The 17889-nt window shown below is 64.9% G+C and carries 21 protein-coding genes; 10 read left to right on the top strand and 11 right to left on the bottom strand.

Features of this window, described 5'->3' with window-relative positions; all coding sequences use genetic code 11:
* Nucleotides 1-46 precede the first annotated feature (46 nt).
* The 3 genes from ilvC to ilvB form a co-directional block, all read right to left on the bottom strand.
* Complete coding sequence (gene ilvC / locus DAAJ005_RS12580) at nt 47-1057, bottom strand: ketol-acid reductoisomerase (protein WP_151847410.1); 1011 nt, start codon at nt 1055-1057, stop codon at nt 47-49.
* Nucleotides 1058-1342: 285 nt separating this feature from the next.
* The gene (gene ilvN / locus DAAJ005_RS12575; protein ID WP_192930753.1) at nt 1343-1951 is read right to left on the bottom strand and encodes an acetolactate synthase small subunit; all 609 of its coding nucleotides are present in this window, start codon (nt 1949-1951) and stop codon (nt 1343-1345) included.
* A complete protein-coding gene (ilvB, locus tag DAAJ005_RS12570; RefSeq protein ID WP_151847409.1) occupies nt 1948-3720 on the bottom strand; it encodes a biosynthetic-type acetolactate synthase large subunit in 1773 nt (590 codons plus the stop codon). Before ilvB ends, ilvN begins: the two co-directional genes overlap by 4 nt.
* A 186-nt stretch (nt 3721-3906) precedes the next feature.
* Here ilvB and DAAJ005_RS12565 point away from each other — a divergent pair, with 186 nt between their 5' ends.
* Nucleotides 3907-4194 (top strand): AbrB/MazE/SpoVT family DNA-binding domain-containing protein, encoded by a 288-nt coding sequence (locus DAAJ005_RS12565; RefSeq protein ID WP_151847408.1) that lies wholly within the window; start codon nt 3907-3909, stop codon nt 4192-4194.
* Nucleotides 4191-4604, top strand: a complete 414-nt coding sequence (locus DAAJ005_RS12560; RefSeq protein ID WP_151847407.1) for a type II toxin-antitoxin system VapC family toxin — start codon at nt 4191-4193, stop codon at nt 4602-4604. The genes DAAJ005_RS12565 and DAAJ005_RS12560 overlap by 4 nt, the downstream gene beginning before the upstream one ends.
* A gap of 47 nt (nt 4605-4651) precedes the next feature.
* On the opposite strand, the gene DAAJ005_RS12555 is transcribed toward DAAJ005_RS12560, so the two are convergent.
* The 3 genes from DAAJ005_RS12555 to DAAJ005_RS12545 form a co-directional block, all read right to left on the bottom strand.
* On the bottom strand, nt 4652-6484 hold the full coding sequence (locus tag DAAJ005_RS12555; RefSeq protein ID WP_151847406.1) for a DEAD/DEAH box helicase: 1833 nt from the start codon (nt 6482-6484) through the stop codon (nt 4652-4654).
* A 298-nt stretch (nt 6485-6782) separates the two neighbouring features.
* Nucleotides 6783-7019, bottom strand: coding sequence for a ferredoxin family protein (locus DAAJ005_RS12550; RefSeq protein ID WP_151847405.1), 237 nt, complete (start codon nt 7017-7019; stop codon nt 6783-6785).
* 119 nt (nt 7020-7138) lie between these two features.
* Nucleotides 7139-7930 (bottom strand): NTP transferase domain-containing protein, encoded by a 792-nt coding sequence (locus tag DAAJ005_RS12545; RefSeq protein ID WP_151847404.1) that lies wholly within the window; start codon nt 7928-7930, stop codon nt 7139-7141.
* Between the two features lie 137 nt (nt 7931-8067).
* Between DAAJ005_RS12545 and DAAJ005_RS12540 the strand changes: the two genes are divergently transcribed.
* From DAAJ005_RS12540 to surE, 7 genes are all read left to right on the top strand, one after another.
* The gene (locus tag DAAJ005_RS12540; RefSeq protein ID WP_151847403.1) at nt 8068-8973 is read left to right on the top strand and encodes an ABC transporter ATP-binding protein; all 906 of its coding nucleotides are present in this window, start codon (nt 8068-8070) and stop codon (nt 8971-8973) included.
* Nucleotides 8974-9014: 41 nt separating this feature from the next.
* Nucleotides 9015-9836 (top strand): ABC transporter permease, encoded by an 822-nt coding sequence (locus DAAJ005_RS12535; protein WP_151847402.1) that lies wholly within the window; start codon nt 9015-9017, stop codon nt 9834-9836.
* A 20-nt stretch (nt 9837-9856) separates the two neighbouring features.
* Complete coding sequence (locus tag DAAJ005_RS12530; RefSeq protein WP_151847401.1) at nt 9857-10462, top strand: DUF1349 domain-containing protein; 606 nt, start codon at nt 9857-9859, stop codon at nt 10460-10462.
* Nucleotides 10459-11589, top strand: a complete 1131-nt coding sequence (locus tag DAAJ005_RS12525; protein ID WP_151847400.1) for a sensor histidine kinase — start codon at nt 10459-10461, stop codon at nt 11587-11589. Before DAAJ005_RS12530 ends, DAAJ005_RS12525 begins: the two co-directional genes overlap by 4 nt.
* The gene (locus DAAJ005_RS12520) at nt 11586-12188 is read left to right on the top strand and encodes a response regulator transcription factor (RefSeq protein WP_151847399.1); all 603 of its coding nucleotides are present in this window, start codon (nt 11586-11588) and stop codon (nt 12186-12188) included. The genes DAAJ005_RS12525 and DAAJ005_RS12520 overlap by 4 nt, the downstream gene beginning before the upstream one ends.
* Before the next feature lie 160 nt (nt 12189-12348).
* Nucleotides 12349-13551: a tetratricopeptide repeat protein gene (locus DAAJ005_RS12515; protein ID WP_226342411.1), complete on the top strand. Its 1203-nt coding sequence runs from the start codon at nt 12349-12351 to the stop codon at nt 13549-13551.
* A gap of 389 nt (nt 13552-13940) precedes the next feature.
* On the top strand, nt 13941-14732 hold the full coding sequence (surE, locus tag DAAJ005_RS12510; RefSeq protein ID WP_151847398.1) for a 5'/3'-nucleotidase SurE: 792 nt from the start codon (nt 13941-13943) through the stop codon (nt 14730-14732).
* A 190-nt stretch (nt 14733-14922) separates the two neighbouring features.
* Here surE and DAAJ005_RS12505 read toward each other — a convergent pair whose 3' ends face one another.
* Complete coding sequence (locus tag DAAJ005_RS12505) at nt 14923-15168, bottom strand: hypothetical protein (protein ID WP_151847397.1); 246 nt, start codon at nt 15166-15168, stop codon at nt 14923-14925.
* Nucleotides 15169-15195: 27 nt separating this feature from the next.
* Entirely contained in the window at nt 15196-16047 is an 852-nt protein-coding gene (locus DAAJ005_RS12500; protein WP_226342410.1) for a M23 family metallopeptidase, read from the bottom strand.
* A gap of 63 nt (nt 16048-16110) precedes the next feature.
* Between DAAJ005_RS12500 and truA the strand changes: the two genes are divergently transcribed.
* Nucleotides 16111-16902, top strand: coding sequence for a tRNA pseudouridine(38-40) synthase TruA (truA, locus tag DAAJ005_RS12495; RefSeq protein WP_151847395.1), 792 nt, complete (start codon nt 16111-16113; stop codon nt 16900-16902).
* 12 nt (nt 16903-16914) lie between these two features.
* Here truA and DAAJ005_RS12490 read toward each other — a convergent pair whose 3' ends face one another.
* From DAAJ005_RS12490 to DAAJ005_RS12485, 3 genes are all read right to left on the bottom strand, one after another.
* Entirely contained in the window at nt 16915-17361 is a 447-nt protein-coding gene (locus DAAJ005_RS12490; protein WP_226342409.1) for a hypothetical protein, read from the bottom strand.
* Nucleotides 17349-17570 carry a hypothetical protein gene (locus tag DAAJ005_RS19200; RefSeq protein WP_226342408.1) on the bottom strand — a complete coding sequence of 74 codons (222 nt, stop codon included), beginning with the start codon at nt 17568-17570 and terminating at the stop codon, nt 17349-17351. The genes DAAJ005_RS12490 and DAAJ005_RS19200 overlap by 13 nt, the downstream gene beginning before the upstream one ends.
* Nucleotides 17571-17654: 84 nt before the next feature.
* Nucleotides 17655-17888, bottom strand: a complete 234-nt coding sequence (locus DAAJ005_RS12485; protein ID WP_151847394.1) for a transcriptional regulator — start codon at nt 17886-17888, stop codon at nt 17655-17657.
* Nucleotide 17889: the final 1 nt, after the last annotated feature.

The raw sequence follows: 17889 nt of genomic DNA, 5'->3' as shown, positions 1-17889 counted from the left end.
AGCCCCCTCCACCTGGGAGAGGGCTTTTCTTTGAACGGCTAAACGCTCAGACTTCCAGCTCTTTCTTGCTGATAAAGGGCATCATGTCGCGCAGTTCCTTGCCCACGGTTTCCAGCTTGTGATCGCGCATCTTGGTGCGCTGCTCGTTCATGTACGGGAAGCCGTTTTCGGCGTCCTCAATGAAACGCTCGGCAAACTTGCCCGTCTGGATGTCGCTCAGCACATCCTTCATGGTGGCTTTGGTCTCGTCGGTGATGATGCGCGGCCCGGTCACGTAGTCGCCAAACTCGGCGGTGTTGGAGATGCTGTGGCGCATGCCCTCAAAGCCCTTCTCGTAGATCAGATCGACGATCAGCTTGACCTCATGCAACGTCTCGAAGTAGGCGATTTCGGGCTGATACCCGGCGTCCACCAGCGTCTCAAATCCGGCCTGGATCAGGTGGGTCACGCCGCCGCACAGCACGCTCTGCTCGCCAAACAGATCGGTTTCGGTCTCTTCCTTGAAAGTCGTTTCCAGCACGCCCGCGCGGGTGCAGCCGATGCCGCGTGCGTAGGCCAGCGCAATGTCGCGCGCCTTACCCGTGGCGTCCTGGCCCACGGCAAAGATGCCGGGCATGCCCGCACCGTCGGCGTAGACGCGGCGCAGCATGTGGCCGGGGCCTTTAGGCGCAACCAGGAACACGTCCACGCCTGCGGGCGGCTTGATGCGCCCGAAATGGACGTTGAAGCCGTGCCCGAAGGCCAGCGCCTTGCCGTCCGTCAGGTGCGGCTCGATGCTCTCGGTATAGGTCTTGGGCTGGTTCTCGTCGGGAATGAGGAGCATGACCACGTCGGCTTCCTTGGTGGCGTCCTCAATGCTGGCAACGCGCAGTCCGGCTTGTTCGGCCTTGGCCTTGCTGCTGCTGCCCTCGCGCAGGCCCACCACGACATTAAAGCCGCTGTCCCGCAAGTTCTGCGCGTGCGCGTGCGCCTGCGAACCGTAGCCAATGATGGCGATCAGTTTGTTCTCGATGGGGGCGGTGTCCACGTCTCTGTCGTAATACATTTTTGCAGCCATTGGGGGATTCTCCTACAGGTGGGGATGGATGAGGGGCGTGTGGGCTAGGGGAGGGAAGGAAAATCCTTTGGGCGAGCTACGCCCCTCCCAGCCTCCCCCGCAAGGAGGGAGGAGCAAAAGGCCCTGGTCTCAGACGCTCAATTTTCCATAGCGCGTCAAGCGTTTAGAAATAGAGCCAAGGAGTTCGACAGGCCGAGCAATTCTGCAACTCTTGCCTCCCTTCTCAGTGGAAGTGGCCCGTAGGGCCGGAGGGGTTAAACCGTGGGAGCAACCCCTTCACACCGCTTAAAACAGATTAGGAACCCCGCGCGCCCGCTCCTCCCGCGCCTCCAGGCCCTCCATCACGGGCCGCAGCGTTTGCGTTTCGCCCTCATAGACATGACTGGCAATGTCGGCATTCGAGCCGCGCGTCAGGGCGATGCGGCCCGTTCGCATGGTTTCCAGAATGCCGAAGGGGCGCATCTGCTCGATAAAGGCGGTCAACTTGCCCTCGTCGCCCGTGACTTCAAAGGTCAGGGCATGGCGGCCCACATCCACGATGCGGCTGCGGAAGTCCTCGGCGATCTGGCGCACTTCCACGCGGCTCTCGGCGGTAATCGCCACCTTGACCAGCACCATCTCGCGGTCTACATACTTTTCCAGGCTATGGTCAATGATCTTTACCACGTCATGCAGCTTTTCAAGCTGGCGGATGGCCTGCTCCACCACGCCCCGGTCCCCGTGAACCACGATGGTCATGCGCGAGACGCCGGGATGCTCGGTGTTGCCCACGCTGAGGCTCTTGATGTTGTAGCCGCGCCGCCCGAACAGCGCGGTGATACGGGTCAGCACACGCGGCTCGTCGCGCACCAGGATGGACAGCAGTTGATCGTAGGAGAGGATGGGATCGGTCATGCGTCGTTCACCTCTGCGGCGTCGTTCATGGGGGCTTCTGCGAGTTGCGTTTTCAATTCCGCCGCCCGCTTGGGATCAGATTCGATCATCTCGTAAAGTGCGGCCCCGGCGGGAACCATCGGGAAGACGCCGTGTTCGTGCGGCACCACCACTTCCAGCAGGGCGGATTTGGGGTCATTCAGCCATGCATCAATCGCACCGGGCAGTTCCTCAGCGTTGCTGGCGCGGTAGCCCGGCACGTCGTAGGCGTCGGCCAGTTTCAGGAAATCGGGGTTGCTGTCGCCCAGCCACACTTCCGAGTAGCGCTTGCCGTGGAACATCTCCTGCCACTGGCGCACCATGCCCAGATACGAGTTGTTGATGATGCAGATCTTGACGTTGCGGATGTCGTACATCTTCAGGGTTGCCAGCTCCTGCGCCGTCATCTGAAACCCGCCGTCGCCCGCGATGACCACGCTGCGCACACCGGGTTCGGCCATGCCCGCGCCGATGGCCGCCGGAAAGCCGAAGCCCATCGTTCCCAGCCCGCCGGAGTTGAGCCAGCGCCGGGGCTTTTCAAAGCGGGCCAGTTGCGCGCACAGCATCTGGTGCTGTCCCACGTCGCTGCTCAGGATGTCGTCGGGCGTCAGGCGATCCACCACGGCCTTGACCGCGTAACCCGCGCCCCAGTGATCCGGGGTCTCGTTGCGGCCTTTCCATTCCTGAATCTGCGCCGTCCATTCGGGCCACTCGCCTTTCACAGCCCCCTCGGTCAGCTTGGCGGCGGCCACCTTCGCGTCCCCGCGTACCGGCACATGCGTGCGGATGATCTTGCCGATCTCGGCGGCGTCCAGCTCAATGTGAATAATCGCGGCGTTGGGTGCAAAGCCGTTGACGCGCCCGGTCACGCGGTCATCGAAGCGCAGGCCAATGCCCAGCAACACGTCGGCCTCGGATATGGCGCGGTTGGCGGCGACGCTGCCGTGCATCCCCGGCATGCCCAGCCACAGCGGATCGCTGGCGGGAAAGGCTCCCAGGCCCATCAGCGTGGTAATCACCGGAATATCCCAGGCACGGGCCAGCGCGGTGATCTCGGCGGAGGAATCCAGCGAACCGCCGCCCGCCATGATCACGGGTTTCTTCGCGGTTTTCAGCAGCTCTAGCGCCCGCGCAATGGATTCGTCGGACGGCGCGGGAATCTCCGGGCGGGCATGCGGTGCGGGAATCTCGCCGGTGTAAGGGGCCATCTGCACGTCTTTGGGGATGTCCACCAGCACCGGGCCGGGCCTGCCGGTGCGGGCAATACGGATGGCCTCGGCGATGATCTGGGGCAGTTCCTCCACGTCGCGCACCACGTAATTGTGCTTGGTGACGGGCAGGGTAATTCCGGTGATGTCGGCCTCCTGAAAGGCGTCGGTGCCCATCAGGTGCCGGGCCACGTTGCCGGTGATCGCCAGCAGCGGCACGCTGTCCATCATGGCGTCGGCCAGTCCGGTGACCAGGTTGGTTGCGCCGGGGCCGGAGGTGGCGATGCAGACGCCGATCTCGCCCGTTGCCTTGGCCCAGCCTTCAGCGGCGTGAATGGACCCCTGTTCGTGCCGCCCCAGCACATGCCGCACTTCCGGGTAATAGGTCAGCGCGTCGTACACCGGCATGATCGCGCCGCCGGGATAGCCGAACACGGTACTGATGCCGTGGTTTGCCAGCGTGGCCCACAGCGCCTTCGCGCCGGTCATCTCGCCTCTGCTGATTTCCTGCCCGCTTGCATCCTGCCCATCTGACTGTCCCATAAAGCCTCCTGTAAAAAAAATCCCCCGCCTCTGCTGGGGCGGGGGTGTGCGGCATGGCGCGTTGCTCAGCCTCGGAAACCCCCGACTCTGAGAATTACTACCACGAGATTCGCACTCATGGATACAGCTTACGGCTTTAAGGGGGGCCGGGGCAAGGTGGGCTAGATAGGCGTGTTAAACTTGGTTATGACTGCCAAGTCGAAACCACCAAGCCAAATTTTTCAGGGAACAGTGAGCAGTAAGCGGCAGATCACCATTCCTGCCGAAGCATTCAGGCAGCTTCGCCTACAGCCCGGCGACAAGGTTGCCATCGAGGTTCGTGACGGTCAACTGCATCTGACTCCCACCGCCACCGATTTTGAGGCTTTGACCCGGCAACACATTGGCTCTGGCGGTCAAGCGCAAGATGCGACAAAAGAAGTCCGGGAAATGCGCGGCTGGACGGAATATGAAGACGAAGCGCCGCAGGAATGATCTCACTGGATACGAACGTCATCATCTCTGCGCTGGAGTCGGCGGATTCCAGACACTCGGAAGCGCTGACGGCGTTGCTTCGGGAACAGCATCAGGGTTACGTCATCTCGCCCGCTGTGTACAGTGAATTGCGGGCCGGGCCAGAATGGAGCCGATACCAAAACTGGCTGAGTCTGACCAGAATCTCTGTGCTGTGGGCCATGCCGCAGGAGGTCTGGGAACTGGCCGGACTCCGGCAAGGGCAATACGCACAACTGCGCCGCGCAGGGAAACTGCCTCGCCGGATTCTCCCTGACTTCCTGATTGCCGCGCACGCCGAATATCACGGTCTGGATGTCATAGGTTTCGATCGTACTGTGTACGACAGCGTGTTTACGAATCTGACCTTGCTTGATCCTACAGCAATGTAAAAAACGCCCCCACCTTCCCGGCAGGGGCGCTTCCTATTGCATCTCTATTAGCGGTTGTTCACGAACTCGCGGTCTGCGAAGTCCTCGCGGCGGGGCTGGCTGTTGCCACCCTCGTTGCGGTCACGGCTCCAGCGGCCCTGGCCTCCGCCCTGTCCACCGCTGCCCTGGCTGCCACGGTTGCCGCCACCCTGGCCCTGGTAGCCTCCGCCACCCTGACCCTGGTTGCTGCGTCCACCCTGATAGCCGCCGCCCTGTCCACGGTAGCCACCCTCGTCGCGGCTGCCGCGCCCACGGCCTCCGCCCTGGTAGCCGCCGTCACGGCGCTCGCGGGTGGGAGCCTCGAACAGTTCAGGCAGTTCCTTGGCAATCTCGATCTGAATCTCGCCTTCCAGGGGGTTGGCGGCCATCAGCTTGGCGATAAATTCGCTGGGGATGTCGGCCACGGTGCCGCCGCGCCACTGGCGCAGTTTGCCCAGGCGGCGGGTGTCCACATCGCCGACGCGGGCCAGCAGGGCCACGCTGCGGGCCACGCTCAGGCGCTCGCCGTGCAGGATGATGGTGGTCAATCCTTCCTCACCGCTCAGCAGGCTGGCCGCCTTGGCCGGCTCGGTCACGCCGCTGATCTTGGCGAGAGCGCGGGCCAAGGCTTCGAGGCCCAGTTCGCTGAACAGCATCTCGGCCTGTTCCTGGAAGTTGGCGGCCACGCCGGGGTCCACCTTGCGGATCATGTCGGCCCCGGCGCGGGCGCTGGCAGCGGCCACCTCGGCGGGGGTGGGAATCTGACGCTCAATGAAACGTACGCCGGTCACGCGCTCCAGGCCGGACATTTCGCGGTTTTCGCGGTCACCGTACATGATGATGGCGGTGCCAGTGCGGCCTGCGCGCCCGGTGCGGCCCGAACGATGGATGTAGCTGTCGGGGTCCTGGGGCAGGTGGAACTGAACCACCAGATCGACTTCAGGAATGTCCAGGCCACGGGCGGCTACATCGGTGGCCACCAGCACGCCTGCACGCCCGCTGCGGAAGGCTCCCAGCGCACGCTCACGCTGGCTCTGGGCCAGATCGCCGTGCAGCGCTTCGGCTTCCAGACCACGGTGGATCAGCTCATTGGCCAGTTCATCGGCCTCGCGCTTGGTGCGGGTGAAGACAATCGCCTTTTCGGGATTGTAAACGGTCAGCAGGTCGGCCAGCACGCGGGTGCGGCTGCGGCCCACGCGCACCTTGAGGTGTTCCACGGTCTGCGCGGTCTGGTTCTTGCCCGAACCCACGGTGTCCACCACAATCGGGTTTTGCATGTACTTCTGGCTCAGGCGCTTGACTTCCTGGCTGATGGTCGCGCTGAACAGCATGGTCTGGCGGTCAGCGGGCGCGTTCTGGAGGATGGTTTCAATCGCTTCCGCAAAGCCCACGGACAGCATCTCGTCGGCCTCGTCCAGCACAGCGAACTGCACGCCGCTCAGGTCGATGTTGCCGCGTTCCAGGTGATCGATCAGGCGTCCGGGGGTGCCGACGATCACGTCGACGCCACGGCGCAGGGCGTTTTCCTGGGGTGCATACGCAGCGCCGCCATAGACGGTGACGGTCACGAGGTCCACGCCAGTCTTGCTGAATTCCTCGGCCACCTGCTTGGCCAGCTCACGGGTGGGGGTGATCACGATGGCGCGGGGCAGGCGGCCACGCTCACGGCTGCCCTCCAGCTTGCTGATGATCGGCAGGGCAAAAGCCAGGGTCTTGCCGGTGCCGGTGCGGGCGCGGCCAATCAGATCGCGGCCTTCCAGGGTCTGGGGCAGGCTGTCTTCCTGGATGGGAGTGGCTTCGATAATACCGCGCTCGGCGAGACGCGCCGCGAGTTCGGGCGCAATCAGTTGGTCAAAGTTCATTTGTAGTCCTTTCGGGAAAGCACAACTGCCCCAGTGACCACCAAATGCCTTTGTCCCAACGAGCGCGTGTCTTCTAATCAGCGCGTCACGAGCAGCATGTCCGTGGATATTGAAAATGGGGGTACTCTCCGGCTGCCAGGCCCTTCCTGGTCAGCGCACGAAGAAAAATGATACATGAAGTCTGGAGAGAGTGCAAGTGGGGAAAAGAGGCTGTGTCCAGACCTCTGGCAACTATGCCGCAGACGACAAAGCAAAACTCCCAGCGCATGGCCGGGAGCTGTTCAAAATTGGGTACAGATCAGGTTGCGAAGAACTCGTAATTGCGGGGGATGAAGCTCTCCTCTCCGGCGGGCACGTCCTCCTCGGGGAAAATGGCGCTGACCGGGCAGGCGGGGACGCACGCGCCGCAGTCGATGCACTCGTCGGGGTGAATCAGGTACATCTCTCCGGCGTCGTAGATGCACTCCACCGGGCAGACCTCGGTGCAAGCCTGATCCTTGGTGCCAATGCAGGGACTGGTGATGATATGGGTCATGAAGGACAGTATGCACAGCAGGGAAGGGCGGCGCAAGAGTGAATGGGCACAGCTTTTTGGGGGTCATGGGGGGTTAAAGATCGAGAGCGCGCGCCGTCAGACCTCTGCCCTTCTGACCTTTAGCCCCGTTCTTTTTCGCTTCCCAGGTACGCCTCGGCCAGCGCCAGATCCTCGTCCTGATCCACGTCTGTGCCCACCGCCGCGTGGGGCGTGATCAGCGCGCGGGCCTGCACGCCCAGAATGTCTGAAACCTTGCTCTCCAGCGCTTCCACGGTCAGGCGGCCCGTCAGCAGCTTGATAAAGATGCCCGGCCCGATCAGGCCCGCCAGCTTCAGCGGGGCCTTGCGGGCGGCAAGCACTTCGCGCAGCCGGGGCAGAAACTGGCCGATCAGCGACGGATCGAGGATAAACAGGTTGCCCCCGGTAAACGAGCCGCCCCGCAGGCGGGCATAGGTGCGCCGCACGCCTGGATACGCCGCCTCGCAGACCTCGCGCCGGACCACCGGGTAGACCAGTGCAGCGTCGGTGGAGGCGCTGTCCAGCACATCCTGAACTTCTCTGGCGGTCAGCATGGGAATGTCCGCCGTGACCACCAGTACGCGCTCGCCCTTGCGGATGCCGCCTGCCTCCAATGCTTCCACCCCGGCTTCCAGGTTGCCCAGCAGCGAGCCGTTGTCGGTCACGCGCAGGTGGATCAGGGCCTCGATTTCGGGCGTGGTGGGGCCGACGTAGGCGATGCGGGCCACCCGCCCGCTGCCTTGCAGGGCGCGCAACACGTACAGCGCCATTGGCTCGCCGTTCACCGGGATTAGCGGCTTGACTGGCACGCCGTGGGCTGCCGCGAACTCGTCGCCCGGATCGCCGCCACCCAGCACCACGGCGCTGTAGCGCACGGATTCTTGTGAAGTCATGTGGGATTCAGGGTAGCAGAGGAAGCGGCGGCGGCTAAGCCCGAGCGTTCGCTTGCCTCCCAAAGGTGACAAGTGTCACCCCCGCCGCCTGACACCCGGCACTACGCCCCAGCCCGCGAAAAGCCGAAGCTGGGCTTATGAACGCAATCGAGCTGAGCGGCGTAGACAAGACCTTCGGAAAAGTAGAAGCGCTCAAGGGGTTGACGCTGGACGTGCGGGCTGGGGAACTGACGGCGCTGCTGGGACCGAACGGGGCGGGCAAGACCACCGCCATCTCGCTGATGTTGGGGCTGGCGAAGCCCACGCACGGCACGGTGCGCGTGCTGGGTGAGGACCCCAAGCACGACACCGTGCGCGCAGGCATCGGCTCCATGCCGCAGGAAAGTGCGATTCCCCAGGCTCTTACGGTGCGTGAGGCAGTCACGCTGTTCTCCCGGCTGTACCCTGCGCCGCTGGAAGTGAACAAGGCTCTGGAACTGGCCCAACTGGGTGACGTGGCCGGACGCCGTGCGGGCGCACTTTCTGGCGGGCAGGCGCGGCGGCTGGCCTTCGCGCTGGCCGTGGTAGGCAATCCGCAGGTGCTGTTTTTAGATGAGCCGACAACGGGCATGGACGCGGGTTCCCGACAGGCGTTCTGGGCCGCCGTGGACGGTCTGAAGGCGGCTGGGCGCACCATCCTCCTGACCACGCACTATCTGGAGGAAGCCGAGCGCACCGCAGACCGCGTGGTGGTCATGAACGCCGGGGCTGTGCTGGCCGACGGCACCCCCGAAAGCCTGCGCGGCAGCGTGCTGACCAGCCGGGTGCGCTTCACTTCCGATCTGGTGCTGGCCGAGCTGGAGGCGCTGCCAGGGGTGGAGGCCGCCACTGTGGACTCACGCGGCCACGCCGATCTGCGGACACGCCAGCCGGAAGAAGTGTTACGCGCCCTGTACGCCCGCAACGTCGCCTTCAAAGAGTTAGAAGTCAGCCGCGCCAGCCTGGAAGACGCCTTCCTGAGCTTGACAGCAGCGCCTAAATCAGCAGATACGATCCGCGCCTGAACCGCCTTCCACTGCAAATCATCTGAAAAGGAGCCACCGCCATGACCCAGACCACCGTCCAGACCGCCATCCCCCTGCCCGCCCCCACCGCCGCCACCCGTCAGGCCGCACCCTTACCCGCCTTGGGTCAACTGATCCTCTCCGAACTGCGGAAGATGGTTCGCAATCCGATGTTCTTTATCGGCACCGTGGGCTTTCCCATTCTGTGGTTCGCGCTGTTCGGTCTGCCCAACGTCCACGATCAAATGGCGGACGGCACCAACGTCGGGCGCTACATCATGGTCAGTTTCGGTACGTACTCGCTGCTCAGTCTGGCCATGTTCTCGTTCGGGCTGGCGGTGGCTGCCGAGCGTATTGGAGGCTGGCTGCGGCTGCTGCGGGCCTCGCCCATGCCCGCGCCACTGTACTTTCTGGGTAAGGTGGTGGCCGCGCTGCTCTTCAGCGCCCTGAGCCTGGGGCTGCTATACACCTTCGCGCACTTTGCGGGCGGCGTGACGTTGCCGCTCCCGCTGGCGTTGACCATCCTGGGCAAGCTGCTGCTGGGCAGTGTGCCGCTGATCGCACTGGGGTTCATGATCGGCTTTCTGGTGAATCCCACCGCCGCCAACGTGATCGCCAACGTGGTCAGCATCCTGATGTCCTTTGCCAGTGGGCTGTTCGTGCCGCTGAACCAATTGCCCGACGTCATGCAGAAAATCGCGCCATACATGCCCACCTACCATCTGGCGCAGATCGGCTGGGGCACCGTGACCGGCAATACCTCCGGCGAGGCGACGCACTGGCTGTATCTGGCGCTGTACGCGGTGGTCTTCGGTGGGCTGGCAATCTGGGGTCTGAAGAAGGATGAAGCGCGTGGGCTGTAAATCTGGAGGACAATAAACGTATGTCCGAATCTTGGCCCTCTCACTCCTGGCAAGCCTCCGAGTGGCACGCCGAACCGCAAAGCTGGAGCGTGAATGCCGATGGAACGCTGGAAGTCGTCACCGCGAAAGGGGGCGACTTCTGGCGCGAAACGCAGTACGGTTTTATCCGCGACGACGGCCACGCCTTTTTGCGCGAGGCCCCGGAGGAATTCACGGCCAGTGTGCGGGTGCGCGGCGAGTACGGGGAACTCTACGATCAGGCCGGGTTGATGCTGCGGGCAGACGCACAGCACTGGTGCAAGGTGGGGGTGGAATACGTGGGCAGACAGCAGTGGAGCGCCGTGGTCACGCACGAGAAGTCGGACTGGAGCGTGCAGCCCGCCGACGATCATTCAGAGGTGATCTTCCGCATGATTCGCCGTGATGATGCCCTGATCCTGCACGCCCGCGCCGATGTCACCGAGCGCTGGACGCTGCTGCGTGTGGCACCCTTTTCCCCTGGCCTGCGCGCCCGCGTGGGTGTGATGGCCTGTAGCCCCCAGCGCGAAGGATTCCATGTCTCGTTTGAGGATTTTCAACTGACTGACGTGGACCGCCGCCCCCTGCACGAGTTGAGCAATCCATGACCACCGCCCCGCCCGCCCGCAAAAAGTTTAATTTCTGGAACTTCTTTCCGCTGTTCTGGCTGGTCTTCCTGGCCTATCCGATCATCGGATTTTTTGGTCACTCGCGTCCGCCCGGCGAGTGGTTGCTGTTCTGGGGCGTGTTGGCGGGTTTTCTGGCCGTCTATTCGCAGGTATTTTTTCTCAAGAGTGCTGGCCCCGGCTGGGCGCTGGCAGGCTGGGGTTATTCGTTGCTGGCCTATTTCATCCTGTTTCCGGTGGCGGGCGGCGGCGTCACGGCCTTTCTGATCTACGGTGGCAGCATCATCGGCTTTCAGGGGCGGGTGTCGCTGGCACTGTGGCTGGCGGTCTTCAACGTGATGGTCATGGCCCTGCCGTTCTGGAATGGCAGCTACAAACTGGAAGATCTAGCGTGGCTGGGGCCAAACATGGTCTTTACGCTGGTGGCGGCGTATGCCAACCATGCCTCTTACCGCCGGATCGTGATCGATCAGCAACTGGTGCAGGTGCAGGCCGAGAAGGAGAAACTGGCCGCCGACGCCGAACGCGAACGCATCGCCCGCGATCTGCACGACATCCTGGGCCACACCCTGAGCGTGATCGTGTTGAAAAGCGAACTGGCCAGCCGTCTGGCCGAACGTGACCCGGTCCGCGCCGCCGCAGAAATCCGCGAGGTGGAGAGGATTTCCCGCGAGGCATTGCAGGAAGTGCGCTCTGCGGTACGCGGCTACCAGGGCAGCGGCCTGAACGCGGAACTGGCCCGCGCGAAGGTGGCGCTGGACGCGGCGGGCGTCAAGATGAATGTCTCTGCCAGCCTGCCCGAACTGCCCGCCCATACCGAGGCCAGCGCCGCCATGCTGCTGCGGGAAGCCGTGACCAACATCGTGCGCCACGCCCGGGCAAAGGAAGTCTGGATTTCTCTGGTCCCCAGCGTGGGCGGCCACCGCCTGACCGTGCGCGACGACGGCGTGGGCGGCCTGAACGCCGAGGGCAGCGGCCTGACCGGCATGCGCGAACGCCTGCGGGCCATCGGCGGCACGCTGGAACGCCGGGGCGAGGGCGGCACGACCCTGACAGCGCAGATTCCGGCGGCCCAGGAGTTGGGCATGGGCGGACTGGTGCGGGCGTGATCCGGGTCCTTCTTGCTGAAGATCAGGCGCTGGTGCGGGGCGCACTTTCTGCGTTGCTGTCGCTGGAGGACGATCTGGAGGTGGTGGGGCAGGCGGCAGATGGCGAGGCGGCGCTGGGTGCGGTGCGCGAGTTGAAGCCGGATGTGCTGGTCACCGACATCGAGATGCCCCGCCTGAGCGGCCTTGATCTGGCTGAGCGGCTGCGGGCCGAGCTGCCGGGGATACGCGTGATCATCGTGACCACCTTCGCGCGGGGCGGCTACCTGCGGCGGGCGCTGGAAGTTGGGGCGCGCGGCTACCTGCTCAAGGACGCTCCCGCCAGCCAACTGGCCGACGCCATTCGCCGCGTGCATGCTGGGGGCCGGGCCATTGACCCCGAACTGGCCGGGGAAGCCTGGGCCGACGCCTCCCCGCTGACCGAGCGTGAGCGTCAGGTGCTGGCCGAGGCCGAGGGCGGGACAAGTACCGCTGCCATTGCCGCCCGTCTGCACCTGTCCGAAGGCACCGTCCGCAACTACCTGTCCGAGGCGATGGGCAAGCTGGGCGCAGAGAACCGCACCGAGGCCGCCCGGACGGCGCGGGAACGGGGCTGGTTGTAGGCGGTTCTTGGAAGCCCCCCGGAGACTCAACTGGAGATGGGCCGCGTGCAAGCTGTTCTCACGAACTGCCCACGGCCCACGTCTAGGGTCAGAAGGACTATTCGTCGCCCCCAACCTGGCCCTTGAGTTCAGCCGGCCCTCAACTTCAGGAGGTTTCCAGATGTTTAACCCCAAACGTATGCCTGCCGCTCTGGCTATCCGTGCCCTGCTGGTGCTGGGGCTGAGCGCTGCCCCCGCCCTGGCCCAGGACACTGCCCAGCCTGTCCCTGCCCCCGCTGGACAGTCGGCCTTCGCCCCGCAGCCCGTGACCTATGCCAGCGCCGCAGATGCCGCCGCCGCCGCACAGAAATTTGCTGCCGAGGCCCGCGCGACTTATCCGAAGGGGAGCGCCAACATCGATCAGGCGCTGTGGACGCAGGCTGCCGCCGCCGCCGAGGCCGCCGTGCTGGCCGAATCTGGCAATGCCGACTACCTGAAACTGCGCGCCCAGATCTATACCGAAGTCGGCTTCTGGCGTCAGGCGGAAGTGACCTGGGCAGCGTATTTCAAGGCCGTCCCTGCCGTTCCTGGCAGCCTGGAGGCCCAGCAGGCGGGTGCGGCGCAGTACAACCTGGGGTACTCGGCCTATGTTCGCAGCCAGCCGGACCTTGCCGCCCGCTACTTTGCAGAATGCCTGAACCTTGATCCCCAAAGCGCCCAGTGCGCGGGCTGGGCCGCCCGCACCGCGCTGGAAGGCGGCGATTACGCCCGTGCCCAGACGCTGTACGCCCAGGCCGTGGCCCTGACGCCAGCCGACAAATCCCTGAAGTATTTCCAGGGTCTGGCCCAGAAGGCCGCCGATTACGGCCCCGCCGCCACCGGGGCGTTCAGCCGCGCTTACGCTGATCTGGACGCCGGGCGTAAGGACAAGGCGCTGGAAGGCTTCCAGGCTGCTGCACAGAGCGCCCCCAACTTTGCCGAGGCGTGGCGGCAGGCGGGCAAGCTAGCGCTGGACATGGGCAACGCCCAGGCCGCGCTGGCCGCCTACCAGGGGGCAGTGGCCCTGCCCGGAGCCGACACCACCGATAAATTCAACCTTGCGCTGGCGCAGGAGGGCAGTCAGTTTGGTCTGGACGCCGTGCGGACCTTCCGCGCCGCCTATAGCAAATATTCGGGCGGCGATAAGGCGGCGGCAGAGAGCGGTTTCCAGCAGGCCACCGCCCAGAACCCGGACTACGCCAAAGCCTGGGCGTGGCTGGGCCGCACCCGTTATGAGGCAAAGAACTACGCCGGGGCTGCCGAAGCCTATGGCCGCGCTGTGGCCCTGGACCCGAACGACAAGTCCAGCGCGTACTACCTGAAACTGGCGCAGCAGGGGAAGTAGTTCGCGCAACTCGCCCGTTGTCTGAGTGATGGGCAGGGCGATTCTGGGTTGAAATGTGATTCGGGTAGCTCCACCCCCCATCCTCCTCCCCAGGGGGGTAGGGGGAGCTAACTTCGCACTGGGCATAAGTTTATGGATGTCGATGGTGGAAGAGAGCGGCGGCGTCCGGGTCTGATGCCTGGCTCTGTCACGCCCAATGCGGCCCGTACGCTACGCGCCTGACGGCCTTCGGTTGCTGTTTCGTTCCAGATGGTGGGGCTTTTTAGCTTCCCCCGGTTTGGCAGGGGTTCGAGGAAGAACAACTGAACTGCGTCAGTTGACCGTGGGCTGGGTGCTTTCATGTCATCCCTCAAACTTCACGCCGCCGCCCCCGCGATAGCCTGCGGGGGATGAGCCAAACTTCAACTGCAACAACGGCCCGCCCACGCATTCTGGTCTCCAACGACGATGGCATCTTCTCGCCGGGCATCAAGGCGCTGGGTCTCGCCATGAGCGAATTCGCCGACGTGACGGTGGTTGCGCCGGACGTCGAGCAGTCCGCCGTGGGTCACGGCATCACCATCCGCCGCCCGCTGCGGTTCAAGCACACGGCGGCGGCGGGCTTCGGCGACATTCCCGCCTACCGGGTGGACGGCACGCCCGCCGACTGCGTGGTGCTGGGCGTGCAGTTGCTGGGCCGCCCTGATTTGGTGGTCAGCGGCATCAACCTCGGCCCCAATCTGGGCGACGACCTGACGCATTCGGGCACGGTGGCGGCGGCCATCGAGGGGCTGTCGCTGGGGCTGCCGAGCATTGCTTTCAGTCAGCAGAGTGGGCCGGATGGAGAGTACGACTTCGCCGCCGGAGCCGCCTACGCCGCCAAACTGGCCCGGCAGGTGCTGGCCCACGGCCTGCCGCCACGCACGCTGCTGAACGTCAATTTTCCCAGCCGTCCAGCTTCGGGCGTGCGCGTGACCGCCGTGGGACATCACCGCTGGGAAGACAGCGTGGTCACCCGCCAGGACCCCGAGGGCCGCGATTACCATTGGGTGGCCGGGGTCAGCCGGGCCGAGGACGCCCAGGACGAGCGTACCGATTACGGCGCGGTGCAGAGCGGCATGATCAGCGTGACCCCAGTGCGGCTGGACCTGACGGCGCGCGACTTGCTGGAGCAGGTGGAGGGCTACCTGCCAGAGGTTTAAGGAAACTGGACCTTGATCTGGCTGGCGCGAACCGGGGTCCAGGTCAGGTTGTGCAGATCAGCAGGGCGCGCTTCCCTTTTGCTGTCGCTTGGAGCCGTTGGGCCGCGGAGCAGTTGGAACAGGGAGCTGACCAGTTCGGGAGGCGTTCACGCCCATCTGCGGCGCACTGGCACGCAAGGCGTACGAACGGCTAGGCTTCGCCCAGAACCTCGAAGCTCCACGCCTTCACTCCGTCTGGTACGCTCAGTTCCGGCACCTCTGCGGCCCAACGACTTGCCACCAGATACAGGCCCGGCTGCCCAGGGCTGCCCAGCAATTCTGCGCCCAGGAAACCGGAGCGGGCAGGCAGCCCCGCCAGAAAGCCGCGCAGCAAGGCTTCCGCCCCATCTCCGCGCGCTTCTGCGTAATGCACCCGTTTTGTCGGCTCATGACTCATGACACACCTTTCGATACATGCCTGGCTTCAGTACAGCCCCAGCGGATCGCGCGGATTCCAGCGCAGATAGGTGCCGAAATGCAGGTGCGGTCCGGTGCTGCGGCCCGTGTTGCCCACCCGGCCTATCGTCTGTCCCTGGCTCACCAGTTCGCCCTTCCTGATCAAGTTGACGCTCAGGTGAGCGTACCGGGTGATCCAGCCGTCCTGGTGTTCGATCACCACGGTCCAGCCCCAGCCGCGTTCGAAGTCGGGCCGTGATTCCAGCACCCGTCCGCTGCGGGCCGCCCGGACGGGGGTGCCAATGGGGGCCACGATGTCCACGCCGTAATGCATCTCGGAGTCGCCTTCCAGCGTTCGCTCCCCGTAGCCACTGCTGATGGCGTTGTATCTGCTCAGCGGCCAGAGCCACCCACCCGCGCGGCTGGAAGTGCTGGCGGTGCGGACCGTGGCGGCAGACGTGCGGGACAAGGAGCGGGACGAACTGGCCGTCACCGTCCGCGCCGGAATCTTGACCAGCACGCCCACCTGAACCGGTTTGCCGCCCGCGTACTTTGGATTGGCCCGCAACAGTTGCGACAGCGAGACGTCGTACCGCTTGGCGATCACGCTTAGGCTGTCACCAGAACGCACGCGGTACTGGGTGGCCGCGCCGGGCCGCGCTGGGAGGGTCAGCACCCAGCCTGCCTGCACGACGGTTTTTCCGCGCAATCTTGGATTGGCCGCCTGCACCTGTTTCACGCTCAGGCCCGCACGGGCCGCGATCTGGCCCAGGGTGTCGCCGGGCCTGACCCGGTACGAGGTGGCCGCTCCTGCCCAGCTGGTTAGCAGCAGGCCGCTCAGTGTCAGGCTACAGAGCGCGGCGCACAGGACGTTCTTCACGCCAGAAATCATACCCGCTGGGATTCAGTTTCCGTGAGACGTGCTGACGCTACCCTGTGCGGCATGACCGACACCCGCCGCCGCTATATTCCCCCAGCGGGCCACGTCCGGCTCAGGCTGACCGTGGGCTGGGACGGCGCGGCCTACGCCGGATGGCAGTCCCAGGCCAGCGCCCCCAGCGTGCAGGACACGTTACAGGGGGCATTTCAGCACCTGACGTCTGCCGAGTTTCGTCCCGTCGCCGCCGGACGCACTGACGCTGGCGTCCACGCCGAGGCCATGCCGGTGCATATGGACGTGCCCGAGGGCTTTGGGGTGCCCCTGCCCCGGCTGGCGCGGGCGCTGAACGCCCATCTGCCGCCGACGCTGGCTGTGCTGGAAGCTGTACAGGCCCCGCCCGGCTTCCACGCCCGCTTTTCCTGCGCCGAGCGGCGCTATGTATACCGGCTGCTGCGAACGCCGCACCGACATCCCCTGTGGGAGGGCCGCGCCCTGCATGTGCGGGGCGAACTGGACATGCAGGCCATGAATGCCGCCGCCGCCAGCCTGATCGGCACCCACGACTTCGCCGCCTTCGCCACCCAGGAGGACCGCCAGACGGTGCGGGAATTGCGTGGCCTGAGTGTGGTGCCAGGCAGTTCCATCTGGGAAATCCACGTCGCGGGCCAGAGTTTTCTGCGCCACATGGTACGCGGGCTGGTCGGCACGCTGCTACTCGTCGGCGCGGGCAAACTGGAGGCCAGCGCGGTGATTGAAATCCTGGCCTCCCGTCAGCGGGCGCAGGCGGGCGCAAACGTCCCTGCCCACGGCCTGTATTTCAGCGGCGCAAGCTATGGCGGGCAGGGGAGAGGCTGACGTCTGCCACACTCAATCCCGTCCCGCCAGCACCACGTAGCGTTCTTCCCGGTAGGCCATGCCCCGTGCGCCAGCGTGTGCGTCCCAGTCTTCATTGCTGGGGACTTCGCCCATAAACTCGCAGCGGGTCTGCCAGTCGGCCCACGTCGGTGCCCACGCCCGCACGGACACGTGCCACGCGCCCAGGCTGGCCCAGCCCACCGACTTCAGCCGCTCCGGCACACGCGGGATATCCAGTCGTGGTCCCACGTACAGAAACCGGGCATCTGGTGCGGTCACAGCATTCAGATGATCGATCACCGAAGTCGGTCCCCGGCGCGACACGATCAGATCGAAGGGGCCGCGCAACTCGGTAGGCACCTCGCCCCTGCCGTCCCACAGGTGGAATTCAGCTTCTGACGCATTGGCGCGGGCCAGTTCGAGCAACTCCGGTTGGCGGTCATACGCTACCCACCGCATACATTCACTGCCGAACGCGCCGCATCGGGGCCATGACCACAGCCCGCCTCCAGCACGCGGGTTTCCGGGCGCAGGTGTTCCAGCAGCAGGGCGTCAAAGGTTAACTCCGGGTCCGGGCCGTCCAGCACGCGGGTCCACGGGTGACGGTAGCCGCCCAGCTCACGGGCCAGACGGGCGTACCACGCGCGGGAATGGGGTGGGTCAGTCATGATGCCTCCTTATCGAAGAAGATGGCATCAAAAAAGGCGTGGGGAACAGTTTCCTTCACGCCTTGCCTGCCCTGCCCGGATGGTTCAGTCCTCGTCCCTGGGCCCTGCGCTGCCCAGAATGGCGCGGTACTCGTCGATCTGTCCGGCCTGCGGTCCCTCGCCGAGTTCGCGGGCAATTTTTTCGATGGCCAGCCGCACGACCTCGCTCTTGCTGATCAGGCGCTCGGGACTGGACAGCTCGTAGGCGGTGCGGGTCAGCAGCGCATCCTGTTCGTCGCTGATGACCACCTGCAAGCGTTTGCGTTCCTTTTTGGGCATG

Origin of the sequence: Deinococcus sp. AJ005 (assembly GCF_009017495.1) — a bacterium.
Classification (GTDB): Bacteria; Deinococcota; Deinococci; order Deinococcales; family Deinococcaceae; genus Deinococcus.
Note: the sequence above shows the minus strand (reverse complement) of the source record. Positions and strands in the feature narration are given on the sequence as shown.